This is a genomic window from Hafnia alvei (genome assembly GCF_034424155.1).
GTDB classification, from domain to species: Bacteria; Pseudomonadota; Gammaproteobacteria; order Enterobacterales; family Enterobacteriaceae; genus Hafnia; species Hafnia alvei.
Map to the genome: position 1 here is coordinate 4,391,396 of NZ_CP139992.1, position 20,002 is coordinate 4,411,397.

The 20,002-nt window shown below is 51.0% G+C and carries 19 protein-coding genes; 4 read left to right on the forward strand and 15 right to left on the reverse strand.

The features are described 5' to 3' along the window. Positions 1-2 precede the first annotated feature (2 nt). The 3 genes from glgC to glgP all read left to right on the forward strand — a co-directional run bounded on the left by glgC (position 3) and on the right by glgP (position 5,335). The gene (gene glgC / locus U0008_RS20305; protein WP_025799356.1) at positions 3-1,286 is read left to right on the forward strand and encodes a glucose-1-phosphate adenylyltransferase; all 1,284 of its coding nucleotides are present in this window, start codon (positions 3-5) and stop codon (positions 1,284-1,286) included. 76 nt (positions 1,287-1,362) lie between these two features. After that, positions 1,363-2,793, forward strand: a complete 1,431-nt coding sequence (glgA, locus tag U0008_RS20310; RefSeq protein ID WP_043489468.1) for a glycogen synthase GlgA — start codon at positions 1,363-1,365, stop codon at positions 2,791-2,793. Between the two features lie 94 nt (positions 2,794-2,887). Then, positions 2,888-5,335, forward strand: coding sequence for a glycogen phosphorylase (glgP, locus tag U0008_RS20315; protein WP_025799360.1), 2,448 nt, complete (start codon positions 2,888-2,890; stop codon positions 5,333-5,335). Positions 5,336-5,464: 129 nt separating this feature from the next. Here the strand turns inward: glgP and glpD are convergent, their stop codons facing one another. The 6 genes from glpD to glpE all read right to left on the reverse strand — a co-directional run bounded on the left by glpD (position 5,465) and on the right by glpE (position 10,162). Beyond that, positions 5,465-6,949 carry a glycerol-3-phosphate dehydrogenase gene (glpD, locus tag U0008_RS20320; protein WP_025799362.1) on the reverse strand — a complete coding sequence of 495 codons (1,485 nt, stop codon included), beginning with the start codon at positions 6,947-6,949 and terminating at the stop codon, positions 5,465-5,467. A gap of 242 nt (positions 6,950-7,191) precedes the next feature. Further along, complete coding sequence (locus U0008_RS20325) at positions 7,192-7,593, reverse strand: type II TA system antitoxin MqsA family protein (protein WP_226930139.1); 402 nt, start codon at positions 7,591-7,593, stop codon at positions 7,192-7,194. Beyond that, the gene (locus U0008_RS20330) at positions 7,577-7,888 is read right to left on the reverse strand and encodes a type II toxin-antitoxin system MqsR family toxin (RefSeq protein ID WP_043489473.1); all 312 of its coding nucleotides are present in this window, start codon (positions 7,886-7,888) and stop codon (positions 7,577-7,579) included. The genes U0008_RS20325 and U0008_RS20330 overlap by 17 nt, the downstream gene beginning before the upstream one ends. A gap of 255 nt (positions 7,889-8,143) precedes the next feature. Next, entirely contained in the window at positions 8,144-8,902 is a 759-nt protein-coding gene (locus U0008_RS20335; protein ID WP_025799366.1) for a DeoR/GlpR family transcriptional regulator, read from the reverse strand. A 46-nt stretch (positions 8,903-8,948) separates the two neighbouring features. Continuing rightward, the gene (glpG, locus tag U0008_RS20340) at positions 8,949-9,785 is read right to left on the reverse strand and encodes a rhomboid family intramembrane serine protease GlpG (RefSeq protein ID WP_043489475.1); all 837 of its coding nucleotides are present in this window, start codon (positions 9,783-9,785) and stop codon (positions 8,949-8,951) included. A 47-nt stretch (positions 9,786-9,832) separates the two neighbouring features. Beyond that, the gene (gene glpE / locus U0008_RS20345; protein ID WP_025799370.1) at positions 9,833-10,162 is read right to left on the reverse strand and encodes a thiosulfate sulfurtransferase GlpE; all 330 of its coding nucleotides are present in this window, start codon (positions 10,160-10,162) and stop codon (positions 9,833-9,835) included. A gap of 273 nt (positions 10,163-10,435) precedes the next feature. On the opposite strand from glpE, the gene U0008_RS20350 reads away from it, so the two are divergent. Beyond that, positions 10,436-10,867, forward strand: coding sequence for a hypothetical protein (locus U0008_RS20350; protein ID WP_043489478.1), 432 nt, complete (start codon positions 10,436-10,438; stop codon positions 10,865-10,867). Between the two features lie 133 nt (positions 10,868-11,000). Here U0008_RS20350 and ugpQ read toward each other — a convergent pair whose 3' ends face one another. The 9 genes from ugpQ to livH form a co-directional block, all read right to left on the reverse strand. Next, a complete protein-coding gene (gene ugpQ, locus U0008_RS20355) occupies positions 11,001-11,759 on the reverse strand; it encodes a glycerophosphodiester phosphodiesterase (RefSeq protein WP_043489481.1) in 759 nt (252 codons plus the stop codon). Between the two features lie 33 nt (positions 11,760-11,792). Further along, complete coding sequence (locus U0008_RS20360; protein WP_043489483.1) at positions 11,793-12,869, reverse strand: sn-glycerol-3-phosphate import ATP-binding protein UgpC; 1,077 nt, start codon at positions 12,867-12,869, stop codon at positions 11,793-11,795. A 4-nt stretch (positions 12,870-12,873) separates the two neighbouring features. Further along, a complete protein-coding gene (gene ugpE, locus U0008_RS20365; protein WP_025799379.1) occupies positions 12,874-13,719 on the reverse strand; it encodes a sn-glycerol-3-phosphate ABC transporter permease UgpE in 846 nt (281 codons plus the stop codon). Further along, entirely contained in the window at positions 13,716-14,603 is an 888-nt protein-coding gene (ugpA, locus tag U0008_RS20370) for a sn-glycerol-3-phosphate ABC transporter permease UgpA (RefSeq protein WP_043489485.1), read from the reverse strand. The genes ugpE and ugpA overlap by 4 nt, the downstream gene beginning before the upstream one ends. Before the next feature lie 81 nt (positions 14,604-14,684). Then, a complete protein-coding gene (gene ugpB / locus U0008_RS20375; RefSeq protein ID WP_043489487.1) occupies positions 14,685-16,007 on the reverse strand; it encodes a sn-glycerol-3-phosphate ABC transporter substrate-binding protein UgpB in 1,323 nt (440 codons plus the stop codon). 189 nt (positions 16,008-16,196) lie between these two features. Continuing rightward, the gene (gene livF / locus U0008_RS20380) at positions 16,197-16,898 is read right to left on the reverse strand and encodes a high-affinity branched-chain amino acid ABC transporter ATP-binding protein LivF (protein ID WP_025799385.1); all 702 of its coding nucleotides are present in this window, start codon (positions 16,896-16,898) and stop codon (positions 16,197-16,199) included. 2 nt (positions 16,899-16,900) lie between these two features. Then, entirely contained in the window at positions 16,901-17,671 is a 771-nt protein-coding gene (gene livG / locus U0008_RS20385; RefSeq protein WP_043489490.1) for a high-affinity branched-chain amino acid ABC transporter ATP-binding protein LivG, read from the reverse strand. Next, the gene (locus U0008_RS20390) at positions 17,668-18,939 is read right to left on the reverse strand and encodes a high-affinity branched-chain amino acid ABC transporter permease LivM (protein ID WP_043489493.1); all 1,272 of its coding nucleotides are present in this window, start codon (positions 18,937-18,939) and stop codon (positions 17,668-17,670) included. Before U0008_RS20390 ends, livG begins: the two co-directional genes overlap by 4 nt. Continuing rightward, complete coding sequence (gene livH / locus U0008_RS20395) at positions 18,936-19,862, reverse strand: high-affinity branched-chain amino acid ABC transporter permease LivH (RefSeq protein WP_043489495.1); 927 nt, start codon at positions 19,860-19,862, stop codon at positions 18,936-18,938. The genes U0008_RS20390 and livH overlap by 4 nt, the downstream gene beginning before the upstream one ends. Positions 19,863-20,002: the final 140 nt, after the last annotated feature.

A 20,002-nucleotide genomic window follows, 5' to 3' on the forward strand; every position in this document is an offset into this window, starting at 1 on the left:
AAATGGTTAAGTCAGAAAATCAGAACCAGTTGATGTTGGCCCGTCAATTACCTCAGCAGTCTGTGGCCCTGATTCTGGCAGGTGGCCGCGGCTCTCGCTTGAAGGATCTCACCAAAACGCGTGCGAAACCGGCCGTTCACTTTGGCGGTAAATTTCGTATCGTCGATTTTGCGCTATCGAACTGCATCAACTCAGGCATCCGTCGCATTGGGGTAATCACCCAATATCACTCTCATACCTTGGTGCAGCACATTCAGCGTGGTTGGTCGTTCCTGAACGAGTCAATGAATGAGTTTGTCGATCTCCTGCCCGCTCAGCAGCGCGATGCCTCAGAACATTGGTACAAAGGAACCGCCGATGCGGTGTATCAAAATCTGGATATCATTCGGCGCTATGACGCTGAATTTGTGGTTATTCTTGCTGGCGACCATATCTACAAAATGGACTATTCGCGCATGCTGATCGACCACGTGGAGAGCGGTGCAGAATGTACCGTGGCCTGTATCCCCGTGCCGCGTAGCGAGGCAAGCGAATTTGGTGTGATGGAAGTTGGCGACGATCACCAGATTTTGAAGTTTCTGGAAAAACCACAGAATCCACCCGCCATGCCCGGCAACGAAGATATGTCGCTCGCCAGCATGGGTATTTATGTGTTTAACGCAGAATATCTTTATCAGCTGCTGGAAGAAGACATGAGCCTCACGGATTCCTTCCACGATTTTGGTAAAGACCTGATCCCCAAAATTACCGCTCAGGGAAAAGCATGGGCGCATCCCTTCACGCTTTCCTGCGTTACCAGCACCGACGAGCACGACGTGGCCCCGTACTGGCGCGACGTTGGAACCCTAGATGCCTATTGGCGCGCCAATCTCGATTTGGCTTCAGTCACGCCAGAACTCGACATGTACGACAAACGCTGGCCAATTCGAACCTATATGGAGTCACTGCCGCCCGCCAAGTTTGTCCAAGACCGTTCAGGCAGCCACGGCATGACCATGAACTCCTTGGTATCAGGCGGCTGCATTATTTCAGGCTCCGTGGTCGTTCACTCGGTGCTGTTCCCTCGGGTTCGCGTTAATTCGTTCTGCACCATTGATTCATCTGTTTTATTACCTGACGTCAACATTGGCCGCTCATGCCGCCTACGCCGCTGCATTATCGACCGCGCCTGCGTTCTGCCTGAAGGCATGGTGATTGGCGAAAACGCAGAAGAAGATAGCAAGCGTTTTTACCGCTCTGAAGGCGGCGTTGTCTTGGTCACGCGCGAAATGTTGGCTCGTTTATGAGATGAAATTGTGGATGTAGCTCCCTGCAAACAGAAAAGCGGATGGGAGCAACCGCCACTCTGACTGAGGACTACCGATGTACGTATTGCACGTCTGTTCCGAACTGTTTCCCCTGCTTAAAACAGGTGGATTAGCCGACGTTGTCGGTGCAATGCCTGCTGCGCAAATTGCTCAGGGAGCGAATGTCCGCGTTCTTCTCCCTGGGTTTCCGGCGCTGAAAGAGGGTATCCCTGAAACCCATGAAGTCGCCACGCTGGATACCTTTGCCGGTCGCGTTACGCTGCGTTTTGGTCATTATCAAGGCGTGGGTATCTATTTGATTGATGCCCCGCATCTTTATGACCGCCCCGGCAGCCCGTATCACGATCAGGCGATGTATGCCTACTCTGACAACAATCGGCGTTTCGGTTTGCTGGGATGGGTTGCGGCAGAGCTAGCCAGCGGCTGTGACCACTTTTGGCGTCCACAGGTCGTTCATGCTCATGATTGGCATGCAGGCCTTGCCTGCGCGTATCTGGCGGCGCGTGGTCGCCCTGCTCGCTCTGTATTTACCGTGCACAATCTTGCCTATCAGGGCTTATTTTCAGCCCATCACATGGCTGAGCTGTATCTACCACAGGATTTCTTCCAGATTTATGGGCTGGAATTCTATGGCCAAATCTCATTCTTAAAAGCCGGGCTGTTTTACGCCGATCACGTCACCACGGTCAGCCCTACCTATGCAAAAGAAATCACCCGCCCTGAATTCGCCTATGGCATGGAAGGGCTATTACAGCAGCTTGAACGCGAAGGCAGGCTTAGCGGCATTCTCAACGGCGTTGATGATGCTATTTGGGATCCCGCGACCGATAAACTCATCGCCAACTGCTATCAGCGGGAAAATCTCAAAGAGAAGGCGCTAAACAAACAGCATCTGCAAACCGCCATGGGTTTAGACGTCGATCCGGAGAAACCGATCTTTGCGGTTGTCAGCCGTTTAACCAGCCAAAAGGGATTGGACTTAGTGCTTGAAGCGCTGCCCACGCTATTAAACGGCGGCGGGCAGCTAGCGCTGCTCGGTGCGGGCGACGCTCCTTTACAAGAGGCATTTCTGGCCGCTGCGGCCGCCTATCCCGGTCAGGTTGGCGTGCAAATCGGTTATCACGAAGCCTTCTCACATCGAATCATTGCGGGATCCGACGTTATTTTAGTTCCGAGCCGCTTTGAGCCCTGCGGGCTGACCCAACTGTACGGACTGAAATACGGCACCCTGCCACTGGTGCGCCATACCGGCGGTTTAGCCGACACGGTGAACGACTGCTCGCTGGAAAATCTCTCCGAAGGCAGCGCCAGCGGTTTTGTCTTTAATGATTGTGATGCCAAAGATTTGTCGAATGCGCTACGCCGCGCCTTTGTTCTCTGGACGCGCCCAACGCTGTGGCGCTACGTGCAGCGCCAAGCCATGGCGCAAAACTTCAGCTGGGAAAAAGCGGCCGTGAGCTATTTAGATCTCTACCGCCGACTTTAGCCAGATACAGAATTCATCGGCATGGCTGGCGCTAATTGCATGACTTGCCATCGATGCTGTAACCCATATTTTTCATTATCGGGGTGTACTGATTATGACTTCACCGTTTAGCTATACTTCGCCCGTTGTCAGCGTCGAGGCGCTTAAACACTCGATTGCTTACAAACTGATGTTTGTGGTTGGTAAAGATCCGTCCATCGCTAACCAGCATGACTGGTTAAACGCCACGCTATTCGCGGTGCGAGACAGAATGGTCGAGCGCTGGCTACGTTCCACACGCGCTCAGTTCTCGCAGGATGTACGCCAGGTTTACTACCTTTCTATGGAGTTTTTGCTTGGTCGCACGCTTTCTAACGCCTTAATGGCGATGGGCGTGTATGACGAAACCAAGCAAGCCTTAGACGAAATGGGACTCGACCTTGAAGAGCTTATCGATGAGGAGATCGACCCAGGTCTTGGCAACGGTGGCCTTGGTCGATTAGCGGCCTGTTTTCTCGATTCCATGGCAACGCTCGCCCTACCGGCACGCGGCTACGGTATCCGCTATGAATACGGCATGTTCAAACAGAACATCGTTAATGGGCAGCAGGCGGAGTCCCCCGATAACTGGCTGGAATACGGCAATGCATGGGAGTTTGTGCGGCATAACACGCGCTATCGAGTTCGATTCGGTGGACGTATTCAGCAAGAGGGCAATCGCGCCCGCTGGTTGGAAACTGAAGAAGTGCTGGCGCTAGCTTTTGACCAAATTATTCCAGGCTTTGACACCGATGCGACTAACACTCTGCGTTTATGGTCAGCGCGCGCCAGTAGCGAAATCAATTTAGGTAAGTTTAATCAGGGCGATTACTTTGCCGCGGTAGAGGATAAAAACCACTCGGAAAACGTGTCCCGCGTGCTCTACCCGGACGATTCAACCTATTCAGGCCGTGAGCTGCGCCTGCGTCAGGAGTACTTTCTCGTCTCCGCGACGGTGCAAGATATTCTCCATCATCATTGGCAAACGCATCACACTTTGCAGAATCTCGCCGAGAAAATTGCCATCCACCTGAACGACACCCACCCAGTGCTTTCGATTCCCGAATTGATGCGGCTACTCATTGACGATCATAAATTCACGTGGGAAAGCGCTTGGTCTATCGTGGTGCAGGTTTTCTCCTACACCAACCATACGTTAATGAGCGAAGCCCTCGAAACGTGGCCGGTAGACATGTTGGGCAAAATTTTACCGCGCCATCTACAGCTTATTTTCCAGATCAACGACCATTTCCTGAAAGACGTGAAAGAGCAATATCCTAATGATGATGCGTTGCTGTCACGCGTTTCTATTATCGATGAAACCAATGGCCGTCGCGTGCGTATGGCATGGTTGGCGGTGATTGCCAGCCATAAAGTAAACGGTGTATCTGAGCTGCATTCCGAACTGATGGTGCAATCACTGTTTGCCGATTTTGCTCGTCTGTTCCCGAACCGTTTCTGCAATAAAACCAACGGCGTCACTCCACGTCGCTGGCTGGCGCTGGCTAACCAGCCGCTGTCAAAAGTGCTGGATGAAAACATCGGACAAAGATGGCGCACCGATTTAAGCCAGCTTAATGAGCTGTTAGCGCACATCGACTACCCGACCTTCATTCGCGATGTGCAACAGGCCAAGCTGCACAATAAAAAACAGCTCGCCGTATACGTCGCGCAAAAGCTTAATGTAGTGCTAGATCCTAATGCGCTATTCGACGTGCAGATCAAAAGGATCCACGAATATAAGCGCCAATTGCTGAACGTGTTGCATGTCATCACCCACTACAATCGTATCCTGCAAGATCCTGAAAACGATTGGACACCACGGGTGAAGATCTTTGCCGGTAAAGCGGCCTCGGCCTATTACAACGCTAAGCAAATAATCCATTTGATCAACGATGTGGCTAAAGTGATCAACAACGATGAGCGCATCAAAGGCAAGCTCAAAGTTGTTTTCATCCCTAACTATGGCGTCAGTTTGGCACAGATGATTATTCCAGCCGCCGATCTTTCAGAGCAGATTTCCACGGCGGGCACCGAAGCATCGGGTACTAGCAACATGAAATTTGCGCTCAACGGCGCATTAACTATCGGCACGTTAGACGGCGCAAACGTGGAAATGCTCAAGCACGTAGGTGAAGAGAATATCTTTATCTTCGGCAATACCACCGAGCAGGTTGAAGCGCTGCGTAATAATGGCTATAACCCGCGCCAAATCTACGAACAGGATCCTGAGCTAAACCAAGCGCTCACCCAAATTGCGACGGGCGCCTTCAGCCCTGAAGATCCGCGCCGCTATGCAAGCCTCTTTGATTCATTGGTGAACTTCGGCGATCACTATCAGCTACTGGCGGATTACCGTAGCTATATTGATACACAAGACAAAGTGGATGAGCTTTATAAAACGCCAAATGAATGGACACACCGCGCGGTGATGAATATCGCCAATATGGGATATTTCTCGTCTGACCGAACGATTCAGGAGTACGCGGATGAGATATGGAATATTAAAGCGGTGAAGTTGTAGAGAACGAAGAAAAGACCCCCTTTCAGCCTCCCCCTTCGCAGGGGGAGGAGCCGATTGAGGATCTTACAAGCATCACCGAACAGTGCCCTCCCCTGTGAAGGGGAGGGCTAGGGTGAGGTCATGCAGTCATTATGACTTATGCTCTGCCAGCCACTGCGCGACGCGCTGTTTCTGGGCATCATCCAGCCACATACCTAACTTGGTTCGGCGCCAGATCGCATCATCAAGCTCAACCACCCACTCTTCGGCAACCAGATAACGCAGCTCAGCTTCATACAGATGATGGCCAAAGTGCTCGCCCAGATCTTCCAGCGATTGCGCAGTTCCGATCAGTTGTTCAGCGCGAGTGCCGTAAGTGCGCACGTAGCGGCGGGCTAACGCTTCTGGCAACCACGTAAAGCGGCGACGCAGCTGCGCAGCATAGCTATCACGATCGGTGCCTAAATCGCCCCCCGGCAATACACCGTTTTTAGTCCATGCAGGACCACAGTTATCGTAATAACCAGACAGTTTTTCTAGCGCATGTTCAGCCAGTTTACGATAGGTGGTGAGCTTACCGCCAAATACGGAAAGCAGCGGCGCTTTACCATCCTGATCGTGCACGTCGAGCGTATAGTCACGGGTGATCGCCTGTGGAGAATCTGATTCGTCATCACACAGCGGACGCACACCGGAATAAGTCCAGACGATGTCGTCTTTACTCAACTGTTTCTTGAAGTGATCGTTATAAACCTTCAGCAGGTAATTCACTTCATTATCATCAATCTTCACATCATGCGGATCGCCGTTATATTCCACGTCGGTAGTCCCGATGATAGAAAACTCATCCATCCACGGGATCACAAAGACGATACGATGATCTTCGTTTTGCAGGATATAAGCCTGCGGCTGATTATGGACACGCGGAACCACAATATGGCTGCCTTTGATCAGACGAATACCATAAGGAGATTTCAGCTCCAATCCATTATCGAAGAAATGTTTAACCCATGGGCCGGTGGCATTCACCAGACCTTTGGCACGCCAGGTAAAGACTTCACCCGTGTCTGCGTTTTTGGCTTCAACCACCCACAATCCATTTTCACGATAGGCACGAGTGACCTGAGTACGAGTGCGAACTTCACCACCCCGCACCACAACTTCTTGCGCGTTTAACAGCACCAGACGAGCATCATCAACCCAGCAATCTGAATACTCAAACCCACGCGTTAAGCTGGATTTCAAGACTGATTCAGGGCCAAAGCGCAGGCCTTTGCTGCTTGGTAAGCTGGTACGTTTGCCCAAATGATCATAAAGGAACAAGCCTGTACGAATCATCCAAGCTGGGCGCAAATGTGGCTGATGTGGTAAGCGGAAACGCATCGGGAAGGCGATATGCGGCGCAAGTTTCAGCAGAACTTCACGCTCTGCCAAGGCTTCGCTCACCAAACGAAACTCATAGTGTTCCAGATAGCGCAGGCCACCGTGGATTAATTTGGAGCTCGCAGATGACGTGGCACAGGCCAAATCTTTTGCCTCCAGCATCAGAACGGAAAGCCCGCGTCCTGCCGCATCCGCAGCGATACCGGCACCGTTAATGCCACCACCGATAACGATCAAGTCTTTGGTTTCCACTTTCCCCTCCGGATGCTCGAAACAGTTCTAATTTTGTCGTTGATGATAGAAAAACAACCGAACAATGTTCGTTTACGAGCATTATAATACTCACAAACCAACATTAGCGCCAGAAATTAACCAAACAAAAACATTTCAGCGTGATGAAGATAACAGTTGAGAGATAATAAAATTACATACTGTGTGGGTATTAGAAAGCATAGCCGCCCAAGCTGATAAACTTAGGCGTCGAAAGGGAAAGACTAGTTACGAATTTCTTCGAGCAATTCTGGATATTTATCAAGCAATTTTAACAACTTGATGGTCGATACATGGGGCAGCGCTTTGCCTGTTTCGTAGCGCGAAAATGCGTTCACACCGCCGCCAAAGATCTCACCGGCTTCACTTTGGGAAAGGTTCAGCTTTTTTCGCATTGCCACCACGTACTCAGGATCGATGATGGAAGCATTAACCTGCTTGTTGAACTCCGTCAAAATGCTGTCGATACGCAGAGACTCTTCTTTAAAAATCACACCTTCCCCGCAGTCTAAACACCAGTCAGCGCCCCATGCCTTGATTATCATCGTTTGGCCTTTATAGGTGTAGGGAGTATCACGGTACTCCTTCACCGTGTTGGACGATCCACATTCAGGACATATCATCATCTAGCTCCTTAAAAGACACGATTAACACTTCATCCACTACCGTTAGTTTCAGATAGAGAGATACCTTTTCCAGATGGCAGTGGTACACATCCTGCCAAATTTTGTGGTTTTGATACGTTGTCATACTTTTATAAAAGTCTTTAGCAGATAACTCACTCACGACTCGATACATATCTGCACAGCTAAAATCGAGGCGCTTCGCATTCAAATAAGCGACTTTTGTGGCTTTAATCATCCCCTTCCCAATCAAGTTCCGTACCTTTTCCAAGCTACAATGCGGCGTTCGCTTCTCCATCGGCTCTCCTTAGCAATATAACCTAATAGGTTAATTTGATCGATTAATAAACCATCAATAACAATTTATTGGAGCTTAAAATTGACTCAAGGACAGCCGCACGTAACTGCGAAACCGATTCAGAGAAATTCGTGAGACTTACAGCGCTGCAGGCGCTTTTGGAATCCACCGCGCATTAAAAAGCTATGGGAAAAGACAAAGCAAAACGCACAGACCAAACTGGCTCTGTGCGTTTAGAAATAGAGAGGGAAAGGCTTAGCAGATTTCGAGCTGAACTTCGTGCTGCTCAATGATTTTCTGAATACTGGCCGGTGGCTGTTCATCGGTGAACAGGTAATCAATCAGATCCATGTTGCCTAGATTCACCATCGCATTACGGCCGAATTTAGAATGGTCAGTCACTAAAATGACGCAGCGTGAGTTTTCGATAATAGCGCGCTTGGTGCGTACTTCATGGTAATCAAACTCCAGCAATGAGCCGTCCATATCAATACCGCTGATGCCAAGAATGCCGTAGTCCAAACGAAACTGAGAGATAAAATCTAGCGTGGCTTCGCCCATGATGCCACCGTCACGGGTTCGCACTTCGCCACCCGCCAGTATCAATCGAAAGTCTTCTTTGCCCATCAGCAAAGTCGCAACGTTAAGGTTGTTGGTGACGACACGCAAATTACGATGATTCAGCAATGCATGCGCGACCGCTTCCGGCGTGGTGCCAATATCAATAAACAGCGTGGCACCATCAGGGATCAGGCTGGCAACGTGCTGTGCGATACGCGCTTTTTCCGCCGACCACATGATTTTGCGATCGTGATAAGCCGCATTCACCGAGCTGGATGGAAGTGCTGCGCCACCGTGATGACGCTGAATTTTGTTTTGCTCCGCCAAGTCGTTCAGATCGCGGCGAATCGTCTGCGGGCTCACCGCAAAGTGCTCGACCAACTCTTCCGTGCTCACATATCCTTGCTGGCGAACGAGATCGATTATCGCGTCATGGCGCTGTGTCTGCTTCACATCAATTCCCCTGAGTTACCGGATGTCCGGCGGTTAGACGTTGCTCTTACGCTGATGTCTTGCGCTGATGATGGGCATCCCAAAACGCCATCAACAGTCCAATCACTAAGCCTGCAATATGCGCACCGTTTGCGACCGACATTCCAAACCAATCAAAATGTCCGGCCACCAGCCATAGCACTGAAAAAACCATCAGGCCCCGTGGCATATTGATACCCATTTGCGGAGCGCGTTCACCACACCACCACACATAGCCCATCAACGCATACACGACGCCAGACAGACCACCAAAATTAGACCCACTAAACAGTGACTGCGCCCAGCCGCTCATAAAGGCAGCAACTAACGCAATTTGCAACAGCTTGCCTGCACCTAAGCGTTTTTCAACCTGCCCACCAAGATACCACCACCACATGAGATTAAAGATGATGTGCACCGCTGAGAAATGCAAAAACGCATGGCTCACCCAGCGCCAAACCTGAAAATATTGGCTTGAATCTGCGGGCCACGCTAGCCAGTTCATGACGGTTTCATCACCCAGCATTAGCATTAACAGATAGACCACTACGCAGATAGCCGTAACTCCTACCGTTAAGGGGCCGGTCTGTCGGGTAAAACTTTTCAGATAGCTAAAGCTGCCATATTTCAAGCCGCTGTGCGTTGATCCCGCATGCCAGCTGGCCGCCTGATAGCGTGGATGCAAAGGCTCTTGCAAAAAGCGCGCAAGCTCTTGTTCAACCTGCGTCTGTTGAGCGTCGTCAGCGAGCCAAAGCACAACCTCGTCGTTGTGTACTTCTAACTCTAAACGCACGCCCTGCGTCGCCATATAATCAATAAACGCCTGCGCCAGCCTTGGGTTAGGCAGGGAAATAATACGAACCATGAATACCTGCTTGTTAAAATTGGCACCCTACTGATGCCTAATTGGCGCTACAGGGATGAGCTCTCGACCTGCTGCGGATAAGCACGGGCCCATGCTTCAAATCCGCCATCGATGCTGTATACCTCTTCAAATCCTTGGTGCAGCAAATACTGCGCTGCGCCACGGCTGCTATTACCGTGATAGCACATCACCATCACCGGTGTATCGAATTCATTGTTTTGCATAAAGTTTTGCAGCGTTTCATTGGTCAAATGAAATGCGCCTTGGGCATGCCCGGCGGCATAGCTCTGCGGATCGCGAATATCCACCAACGCTACACCCGATTGTTGTAACTTTTGCTGTGCTTGTTCAACTGAAATAACGACAAACTGTTCCATAACACCATTCCATTACTGTATTCAAATTGCCCGCATTGTAACGAACATGTTACTGACAAAAAACCGCATTAAGCATATGGAATTGTTGCTAAAACCGTAGGACACAACAACCTAAAGACCATCAAGAGATTGCGGTTTTTAGCCAGAAATGCAAGAACTAAACGAACGATTACGAAAATTCATGGTATTTAATCGCTCATTTTTCCCTTCTCTTGCCACGCAAACCAAGGCGAAATGCCATAGACTTAAGGGAATAGCATCACAGGAGGTCTTATGAAAAACCTAATTCGTGCTGTGCTCCCCGCTCTGTTGCTTTCTCCATTGTCACTTTTTTGCAGTGTAAATGCCTATGCGCAGTCGGCCGTCATACAGCAGCAACAGCAAATGATCCAACAACAGCAACAAGGTTTCCAAAACCAAAACAGCAGTTTCAATCAACAGCAGCTGCGTAATACGCAAACTCAAATCCAGCGAGATAACCAAGCGCAGCAGATACACCAGTTGAATGAAAACATGCGTCTGAATGCCGATCAGCAGTGGCAGAATAACAATCAGCAACGCATGCTCAATAATCAGAATCGCCAGCAACGTCAACAGCAGCTACAACTTAATCAAATGGATCAGCAGAAAAAAGTGAATAATCAAAGAATGCTGAACCAGCAGAATACCGTGGATCAGAATAGAAAAAATAACGGTGGGCAGTAGGCCATATATATTGAATGACCCCACCCTAACCCTCCCCTTCGCAGGGGAGGGAACTGTTCGGTGATGTTTATAAGTATCTAGATCTGCCCCTCCCAAGCCAAGGAGGAGGTTGGGAGGGGGTCAGCTCCCCAATTTAAACGGATTCACGGTCTGCAAAATCAGCACCAATCACATCAATTTTATCAGTACAGATGCAATCAACGCCCCAATCCAGCAGCAATCGGGCGCGTTTCGGGTTATTCACCGTGTACACCAGAATACGCAGCCCGGCAGCTTTGATATCCGCAACGCGTTCCGCAGTCAGCTCATTGTGATCGATATGCAATGAAACGCAGCCTAAGCGCGTGGTTAACGCCAGCCACTCTTCATTCCATGTTTCAAGCAGCAAACCGCGTGGCAATTCAGGAACCGCTTCTTGCGCCGCGGCCAATGACTCAACCGAAAAAGAGGAGAGCAAAGGCGGAACCGGATGCGTTGCCCATAGCGTTTTCGCCGCTAGTGCAACGACCCGCCCTGTTTCACGTTCAACGCCGGTCGTGGGTTTAATCTCAATATTCGCCGCTAGGCCAAATTCACGACAGCGATCGGCAACCTGCGAGAGCAGCGGCAAAGGTTCATCGCGGAACGCGCGGCCAAACCAGCCTCCGGCATCGAGACTCACCAGTTTTTCCCAAGGCAAATCACCGGCGACGCCCCAACCATTAGTGGTACGTTCCAGATTATCGTCGTGCAGCAAAAAAATTTGCCCATCGGCGCTAAGTTTGGCATCAAACTCAATCATTTTATGCCCATACTCCGCGCCAATATCAATGGCCGCTAAGGTGTTCTCTGGCGCCAGTTTGCCACCACCGCGGTGGGCGATAATTTTTGGATAGGGCCAATATGTTGTCATCTTGTACTCCGCCATAAAGGCTTTACTTCAGGTTCACGGCTCAATACGCAAACCGGTTGTTATATCGAAGAAATGCAGGTTTTCCTGTGGCAGAACCAACCGCAGTTCGCTTCCTGACTCAGGGAGAATTTGATGAGGCAAGCGCAGGATCACGCCGTGCTCCCCCCACTGCCCGTGCGCTAGATTATCGGCGCCCAGCAGCTCCAGCGTCATTACCGTAAACGGGTTTCCGCCTTCTGACTCAAACGCACGACGCAGATGCTCAGGACGAATACCGAGCGTCAGCGCTTGCCCTGCCAGCTTGTTCAATGGCTGTTCTAACCGCAGCTGCGGGCCATTGTTAACCTCGAAAGTCAGTCCGTCTGCGCTAATCTGACCATCAAGCAAATTCATCGCAGGCGATCCCATAAAACCAGCGACAAAGCGACTGGCTGGGCGATGATAAATCTCGGTCGGCGTTCCTATCTGCTCAGCGACACCCTTGTTAAGCACAATCACGCGCTGGGCGAGCGTCATGGCCTCAACCTGATCATGCGTCACATATAGGCTGGTCGTTTTTAAGCGGCGGTGCAACTGTTGCAGCTCAAGGCGCATCTGAACGCGCAGTTTTGCATCAAGATTGGATAACGGTTCGTCGAACAGGAATACCGCTGGCTCACGCACGATTGCGCGCCCCATCGCGACTCGCTGGCGTTGCCCGCCAGATAGCTCGCTTGGCTTGCGGGTTAAGTGCGGCCCTAATTCAAGAATAGCGGCCACCTCTTCCACCTTGGTGCGAATGAGTTCTTTGCCCAAACCGCGAATTTTCAGGCCGTAGGCCATATTATCAAATACGCTCATATGCGGATAAAGCGCATAGTTTTGGAACACCATCGCCACGCCGCGATCTTTAGGTTCTTTATGCGTCACGCGATCGTCATCGATATAAATATCACCGCCGGTGGTTTCCTCAAGCCCGGCGACCATCCTTAGCAGCGTCGATTTCCCACAGCCAGACGGGCCAACCATTACGATAAACTCACCGTCGGCAACATCCAGATCGATCCCTTTGATTATCGCATTCTTGCCGTCATAGCTTTTGCTAACGGTCTGTAATTTTAAACGTGCCATTCAGTTATTTCTCGCTATCAACCAGACCACGGACGAACCAGCGCTGCATACCCAATACCACCAACAGCGGAGGTAATAACGTCATCAGCAATGCGGCCATCACAAGTTGCCACTGCGTTGCGCTTTCTCCACTGGAGATAGCGCTTTTAATACCCGCGACCGCCGTTCCCATTGAGGGATCGCTAGTTATCAGCAATGGCCAAAGATATTGATTCCACCCATAGATAAACGTAATAACAAACAGCGCCGCTAAATTCGTTTTAGAAAGTGGAAACAGCACATCGCGGAAAAAGCGCATCGGCCCCGCACCGTCGATACGCGCAGCCTCTAGCAGCTCATGCGGCAACGTCATAAAAAACTGTCGAAATAAAAACGTGGCGGTTGCCGAAGCCATCAGCGGCAGCGTTAATCCCGTGTAGCTATCCATCAGATTTAGGTTTGCCATCACTTCAACCGTGGGAAATATCCTCACCTCAACCGGCAACATTAGAGTGATGAATATCAACCAGAAGAACAGGTTACGCAATGGAAAACGGAAATAGACAATGGCAAATGCTGAAAGCATCGAGACCGTAATTTTCCCCACCGTAATCACGAGCGCCATAATAAAGCTATTCATCAACTGAATGCCAAACGGTGCTCCAGCGCTACCCACGCCCTGATGCCAAACCTGCGAAACGTTATGCCACAGCTGTGAACCGGGGATCAGCGTCATCGGCACATCAAACACCTGTTGCTTATCGAGCGTTGCAGCAACGAACGCCACATACAGCGGGAATAAAATCACCATCACGCCCAACACCAGCATAATGTGGCAAAACACATCTAAGCCTTTACGGTTCTCAATCATTGGTAACGTACCTTACGCTCAACGTAGCGGAATTGGATCAGGGTTAACGCAATGACCATCAGCATCAGAACCACCGACTGCGCGGCTGAGCTGGAAAGATCGAGCCCCGCAAATCCTTCACGGTAGATTTTATAAATAAGCGTTGTCGTGGATTGCCCTGGCCCACCGCCGGTGGCTGCATCAATAACCGGAAAGGTGTCGAAGAAGGCGTAAACCAGATTAACCACCAACAAGAAGAAGCTCACCGGAGAAATCAGCGGCAACACAATATGAAAGAAGCGGCGAATCGGCCCCGCACCATCGATGGCGGCAGCTTCGAGCAAAGACTTAGGCACAGACTGTAATGCGGCGAGGAAAAACAAGAAGTTATAGCTCATCTGTTTCCATACCGAGGCCAGCACCACCAAAAACATGGCCTGACCGCTGTTTTGTGCATGGTTCCAGTTATAGCCCATCGCACCAAGAAAATGCGATACCAACCCCAGCCCCGGATTAAACAAAAACATCCACAGCACGGCGGCGATAGTGGGCGCAACCGCGTAAGGCAAGATAAACAAGGTTTGATAAATGCGGCGACCGCGCAAAACATGATTCACCAGCGCGGCAAAAAATAGCGACAGCACCAATCCAAAAAACGTGACCAAGCCGCTAAACCATAGCGTGGTGCGAAACGCGCCCAAATAGTAAGGATCGTGCCAAAGCGAAACAAAGTTTTGCCAACCGACAAACTCACTGGAAAGGCCGAAAGGATCGAGACTTTGTACCGAATACCACAGCGCCTCACCCGCAGGCCACAGGAAGAAAATCGCGGTGATTAAAAGCTGTGGAGCCACCAGCGCATAGGGCAACCAGCTGCATTTAAACGTGGGAGTTAGGGAACTCATAACACCTCAAAATTTGCTACCAGATACAGGCACCTGCCAATCACCTCATCTCTAAGGCGATTGGCAAGGTAGAACCAAAAACTACTTCGCCGATTTTTCAAAGCGCTCTAACAGCTGATTGCCGCGTAATACCGCTTCATCCAGTGCCTGCTGTGGCGTTTTCTTACCGGTCCAAACACCCTCAAGTTCTTCATCAACCACGGTACGAATTTGCGGCATATTGCCTAAACGGACGCCCTTGGTGAACGCCAACGGCGGCTTGTTCAGCATTTGTCGCGTGGCGACATCTGCGCCCGGATTTTTATCATAGAAGCCCTGCTGTTTGGTCAGCTCATAGGCCGCCGTCGTGATCGGCAGATAGCCGGTTTTTTGATGCCATTCGGCGGCAATCTCTGGCTTGGCCAAGAATTGGAAGAACTCCGCTACGCCTTTGTAAGTTTCAGGCTTTTTGCCGTTCATCACCCACAGGCTAGCACCGCCGATAATGGCATTTTGCGGGGCATCTTTTGCGTCGGCGTCGTAGGGCATAAAGGCCACGCCGTAGTTAAATTTGGCATACTGTTTAATGTTGGCAAGCGAGCCGGAAGAGCCGGTCATCATGGCACAGTCGCCGTTATAGAATTTCGCCGTTGGCTCATCTTTACGGCCAAAGTAGCTGAAATCGCCTTTTTTGAGCATGTCGGACAGCAGCTGAATATGCTTCACCTGCAACGGCTTGTTAAACTCTAAACGCGCCGACGGGCCGCCAAAGCCGTTGTTTTCCGTGGCAAAAGGAACACCGTTCCACGCGCTGAAGTTTTCCAGTTGTACCCAGCCCTGCCAGCCAGACGCATATCCGCAGCTCATGCCGCTAGCGCGTAGCTTCGCCGCGTCGTCTGCCAGCGCCTGCCATGTTTTTGGTGGCTCATCCGGATTTAAACCCGCCTTTTTAAAAGCGTCTTTGTTGTAGTAGAGAACCGGCGTTGAACTATTGAACGGCTGAGAAAGAAGTTGCCCAGAAGTATTATCGGCGTAATAGCCTGCGACGGTTGGAACAAACTGGGACTCATCGAAAGGAATGCCCGCCTCTTTGAATACCTGATAAACCGGCTTAATCGCCTGTTTAGCCTGCATCATGGTGGCGGTGCCGACTTCATAAACCTGCAAGATTGCTGGCGCTTTACCCGCGCGGAAAGCCGCAATCCCCGCCGCTAGGCTTTGCTCATAGTCGCCTTTGTAAACCGGCACCACTTTGTATTCATTTTGAGATTGGTTAAAACGCTGAGCAAGGCTATCGACTTCAGTACCGAGCTCCGCCTCCATCGAATGCCAGAACGGAATTTCAGTGACCGCCAACGCGGGAGCGCTGAGGCAAAATGTGACCGCCAAGCTACAGATGCTGCGTTTTATTGTCTTATTCATCATGCTAAATCCCCGTCGAATGAGTGTTATCACCGTAAAAGTTGAGTGATAAAGAACGTCTTATTTTCGGGATGTACCATGACATGCGCGTATGACAGAAAAATAACCGATAGGTGAAGGAAATGTGACGGAGGGATGACGGTAACAAAGGAAAATCAGCCATCCTCAAATAAACGAAGATGGCCGAGAATTCTATCCGCCCAAATAGGCACTACGCACGGCGCTGTTTGCTAACAGCGCTGAGCCGCTGTCTTCCAGCACCACGTGCCCATTTTCAAGCACGTAGCCACGGTCGGCCAGCTTGAGCGCCTGATTGGCATTTTGTTCGACCAGAAATATGGTCATGCCCTCTTCGCGCAGCTGTTGAATGGTATCGAAAATTTGCAGAATGATGATGGGCGCTAGGCCCAGCGACGGTTCATCGAGCAGCAACAGCTTAGGCTGGCTCATCAAGGCACGCCCGATTGCCAGCATCTGCTGTTCGCCACCGGACATGGTGCCTGCGCGCTGTATACGACGTTCATACAAACGAGGGAAGAGATCGTAAACTCGCGCAATACGCTCTTGATACTGGTGGCGATCGGCAAAGAACCCGCCCATCGCCAAGTTCTCTTCCACCGTCATGCGCGAGAATACCCGACGCCCCTCCGGCACAATCGCTATTGCCTCACGCATAATGCGGGCCGTCTGCCAGTCGGTGATGTCTTGCCCAAGAAAATTAATACGCCCAGAGGTCGCTCGCGGCTCACCGCATAACGTGCCCAGCAGCGTCGTTTTTCCTGCACCGTTTGCACCGATAAGCGTAACGATTTCACCCTTCTGGATCTGAATACTGACGTTGTGCAGCGCCTGAATTTTTCCGTAATGAGCCGAGACATTGTCTAAAGTCAGCATAGTTACGCCTCTCCCAAATAAGCACGAATAACATCCGGATTATTGCGCACCTCTTCAGGTGAGCCTTGTGCCAGCGGGGTTCCCTGATTCACCACGTAAATTCGGTCTGAAATATCCATCACCAATTTCATATCATGCTCAATCAACAGCACAGAGACCTGATGATGATTGCGTAAATCGGCGATCAGCTCGTTAAGCTCATCGGTTTCTTTTGGGTTAAGCCCTGCGGCCGGTTCATCCAGCATCAGCAATTCAGGACGCGTCACCATACAGCGGGCTATCTCTAGTCGGCGCTGCTGACCATAGGCTAAATTCCCCGCCTGACGGTTTGAGAACTCCAGCAATCCCACGCGATCTAACCATACGGCGGCACGCTCTAATGCATCGGCTTCAGCGCGGCGAAACGTTGGCGTTTTTAGCAGGCCCGCGAACACCCCGCTTTTCAGATGCTGATGCTGTGCAACCAGCAGGTTTTCAACCACCGTCATCTCTTTGAACAAGCGGACATGCTGAAACGTGCGTACCACGCCCATTCGTGCAATTTGCTGCCCAGCCAACCCCGCAAGCTCACGGTCGCGCAGTTTAATCGAGCCGCTGCTCGGGCGATAAAAACCGGTTAAGCAGTTAAATACCGTGGTTTTCCCCGCCCCGTTAGGCCCGATAAGTGAGACAATTTCCCCCTCATTAAGCATCAGCGCAACGTTATTCACCGCTAGCAATCCGCCGAAGCGCATGCATAAATTATTCACTAGCAACAGAGGTTTTTCGCTCATGCTCGGCCTCCTTTGCGTGCGGCAAATTTCAGCTGTGGACGTTTCATTGGCAGTAATCCTTGCGGCCGCCAAATCATCATCAGCACCATCAGAGCGCCGAGCAACAACATGCTGTATTCATTTAAATCACGCATCAGTTCGCGAGACACCACCAAGATCACCGCGGCCAGAATCACCGCAAACTGCGATCCCATCCCGCCTAATACCACAATCGCCAGCACAAAGGCCGATTCCACGAAGGTGAAGGATTCAGGGCTAACAAACCCCTGCCGCGCCGCAAATAAGGTTCCCGCAAAGCCGGCAAACGCCGCGCTGATAGTAAACGCCGTCAGCTTGATCCGCGTTGGGCTCAGGCCTAATGAACGACAGGCAATTTCGTCTTCACGCAGCGCTTCCCACGCTCGCCCAAGCGGCATCCGCAGCAGTCGATTAATCACAAACAGCGTGATGACCACCAGCAGCAACGCCACGAGGTATAAGAAAATAATGCGATCGCTTGGATCATATTTCAGACCAAAAAATTCATGGAATGATCCCCAGCCACCGTCGCGCACGCTGCGGTTAAATTCCAGCCCGAAGAAGGTCGGTTTTGGGATCTGGCTGATACCGTTTGGGCCGCCGGTAATCTCCGTGTTGTTAAGCAGCAAAATACGTACAATTTCGCCGAAGCCTAACGTAACAATCGCTAAGTAGTCGCCGCGCAGTCGCAATACGGGGAATCCCAGCAACAGACCAAAGGCTGCGGCAACGATCCCCGCAATTGGCAGGCTTTCCCAAAATCCAATGCCATAATAGTGATTGAGCAGCGCGTAGGTATAAGCGCCGATGGCATAAAAGCCGCCGTACCCCAACACCAGCAAACCAGACAGCCCGACCACGACATTCAGACCTAGCCCCAGCATGACGTAGATAAGCGTCAGCGTGGCAATATCCACGGTGCCGCGTGATACCACGAATGGCCACACCACCGCGGCGATAAGGATCAGCGCCAACACCAGTTTTTGCTTCGGCGTGGATCCATCCAAGCTTGGCAGCACTAGAGAGGGGCCGGAGACTTTTTTGAAACCCTGCTGGATCATCGGGCGCATCAATTGGAAGAAGAAGACCACCACGCAGCCCGCGCCAATCCATTCCCAGCGCACAGAATCCGCCAGATTAACCACCAAATGGGTGCCATCTAGGCCAAGCTGAACGCCCATAATAAATGACGCTAGAACAAACATCGTGATGGTGGAAATAATCGCATTAACCAGATTGAGCTGTTTCATACTTTCTCAACCTCCGGGCGTCCCAAGATGCCGGTAGGCATCACCAGCAGCACCACAATCAGCAAGGCAAAAGACACTACGTCTTTATATTCCGTACTCAGATACGCCGAGGTTAGCGCTTCCGCCACGCCTAGAATCAGGCCGCCAATCATCGCACCAGGAATACTGCCAATGCCTCCCAATACCGCCGCGGTAAAGGCTTTCATGCCCGCCATAAACCCAATATAGGGATTGATAACACCGTAAAACTGCCCCAGCAATACGCCAGCCACGGCCGCCATAGCAGCACCAATCACAAAGGTCAGTGAGATAACGCGATCGGTGCTAATACCCAGCAGGCTCGCCATTTTGAGATCTTCGGCGCACGCACGGCAGGCACGCCCCATGCGGGAATAACGGATAAATAACGTCAGCGCCAGCATGGCGAGGAACGTCACCACCCAGATAATGATTTGCATGGTGGAAATGCTAGCGGCAAAGCCGTTGCTTTCCCCTAGCGTCCATTGACCGGTCACCAAGCGCGGCAGCGCCAGATCGCGCGAGCCCTGCGTAAGGCTGACATAGTTTTGTAAGAAGATGGACATCCCAATCGCGGAGATCAGTGCAATGAGACGTTTTGACGAGCGAACGGGTTTATAAGCCACGCGCTCGATGCTCCAACCATAGGCACTGGTGATGACGACCGCCACAATGAATGCCGCGCCGATCAATAACCAACTGGCATCGATACCGAGCATCATCAGCGCCGCAATCACAATAAAGGAGACATAGCTGCCAATCATATAAACCTCGCCATGCGCGAAGTTGATCATGCCGATAATGCCGTAAACCATGGTGTAACCAATGGCGATCAGCGCATAGGTGCTCCCCAGCGTTACGCCGTTGAACATCTGCTGAATGAAATAAAGGAACTGTTCTGACATACCCTATCCTTATAATGCAAGGGGGTGGCATCGATGTTCTACGCCTCTTCTTCGCAGGGAAGAGTTGGGGTTTAACAAGTAACGACTTCTGGTAATGACTTCAGCTATCTTCTTTACCCGCATTGCCGCAGCCGATCGCC

What these genes read in the sequence shown, in the direction of transcription:
- glgC (WP_025799356.1), top strand. Translation starts at nt 3, where the DNA reads ATGGTTAAGTCAGAAAATCAGAACCAGTTGATGTTGGCCCGTCAATTA.
- glgA (WP_043489468.1), top strand. Translation starts at nt 1,363, where the DNA reads ATGTACGTATTGCACGTCTGTTCCGAACTGTTTCCCCTGCTTAAAACA.
- glgP (WP_025799360.1), top strand. Translation starts at nt 2,888, where the DNA reads ATGACTTCACCGTTTAGCTATACTTCGCCCGTTGTCAGCGTCGAGGCG.
- U0008_RS20325 (WP_226930139.1), bottom strand. Translation starts at nt 7,593, where the DNA reads ATGATGATATGTCCTGAATGTGGATCGTCCAACACGGTGAAGGAGTAC.
- U0008_RS20330 (WP_043489473.1), bottom strand. Translation starts at nt 7,888, where the DNA reads ATGGAGAAGCGAACGCCGCATTGTAGCTTGGAAAAGGTACGGAACTTG.
- glpG (WP_043489475.1), bottom strand. Translation starts at nt 9,785, where the DNA reads ATGGTTCGTATTATTTCCCTGCCTAACCCAAGGCTGGCGCAGGCGTTT.
- glpE (WP_025799370.1), bottom strand. Translation starts at nt 10,162, where the DNA reads ATGGAACAGTTTGTCGTTATTTCAGTTGAACAAGCACAGCAAAAGTTA.
- U0008_RS20350 (WP_043489478.1), top strand. Translation starts at nt 10,436, where the DNA reads ATGAAAAACCTAATTCGTGCTGTGCTCCCCGCTCTGTTGCTTTCTCCA.
- ugpQ (WP_043489481.1), bottom strand. Translation starts at nt 11,759, where the DNA reads ATGACAACATATTGGCCCTATCCAAAAATTATCGCCCACCGCGGTGGT.
- U0008_RS20360 (WP_043489483.1), bottom strand. Translation starts at nt 12,869, where the DNA reads ATGGCACGTTTAAAATTACAGACCGTTAGCAAAAGCTATGACGGCAAG.
- ugpE (WP_025799379.1), bottom strand. Translation starts at nt 13,719, where the DNA reads ATGATTGAGAACCGTAAAGGCTTAGATGTGTTTTGCCACATTATGCTG.
- ugpA (WP_043489485.1), bottom strand. Translation starts at nt 14,603, where the DNA reads ATGAGTTCCCTAACTCCCACGTTTAAATGCAGCTGGTTGCCCTATGCG.
- ugpB (WP_043489487.1), bottom strand. Translation starts at nt 16,007, where the DNA reads ATGATGAATAAGACAATAAAACGCAGCATCTGTAGCTTGGCGGTCACA.
- livF (WP_025799385.1), bottom strand. Translation starts at nt 16,898, where the DNA reads ATGCTGACTTTAGACAATGTCTCGGCTCATTACGGAAAAATTCAGGCG.
- livG (WP_043489490.1), bottom strand. Translation starts at nt 17,671, where the DNA reads ATGAGCGAAAAACCTCTGTTGCTAGTGAATAATTTATGCATGCGCTTC.
- U0008_RS20390 (WP_043489493.1), bottom strand. Translation starts at nt 18,939, where the DNA reads ATGAAACAGCTCAATCTGGTTAATGCGATTATTTCCACCATCACGATG.
- livH (WP_043489495.1), bottom strand. Translation starts at nt 19,862, where the DNA reads ATGTCAGAACAGTTCCTTTATTTCATTCAGCAGATGTTCAACGGCGTA.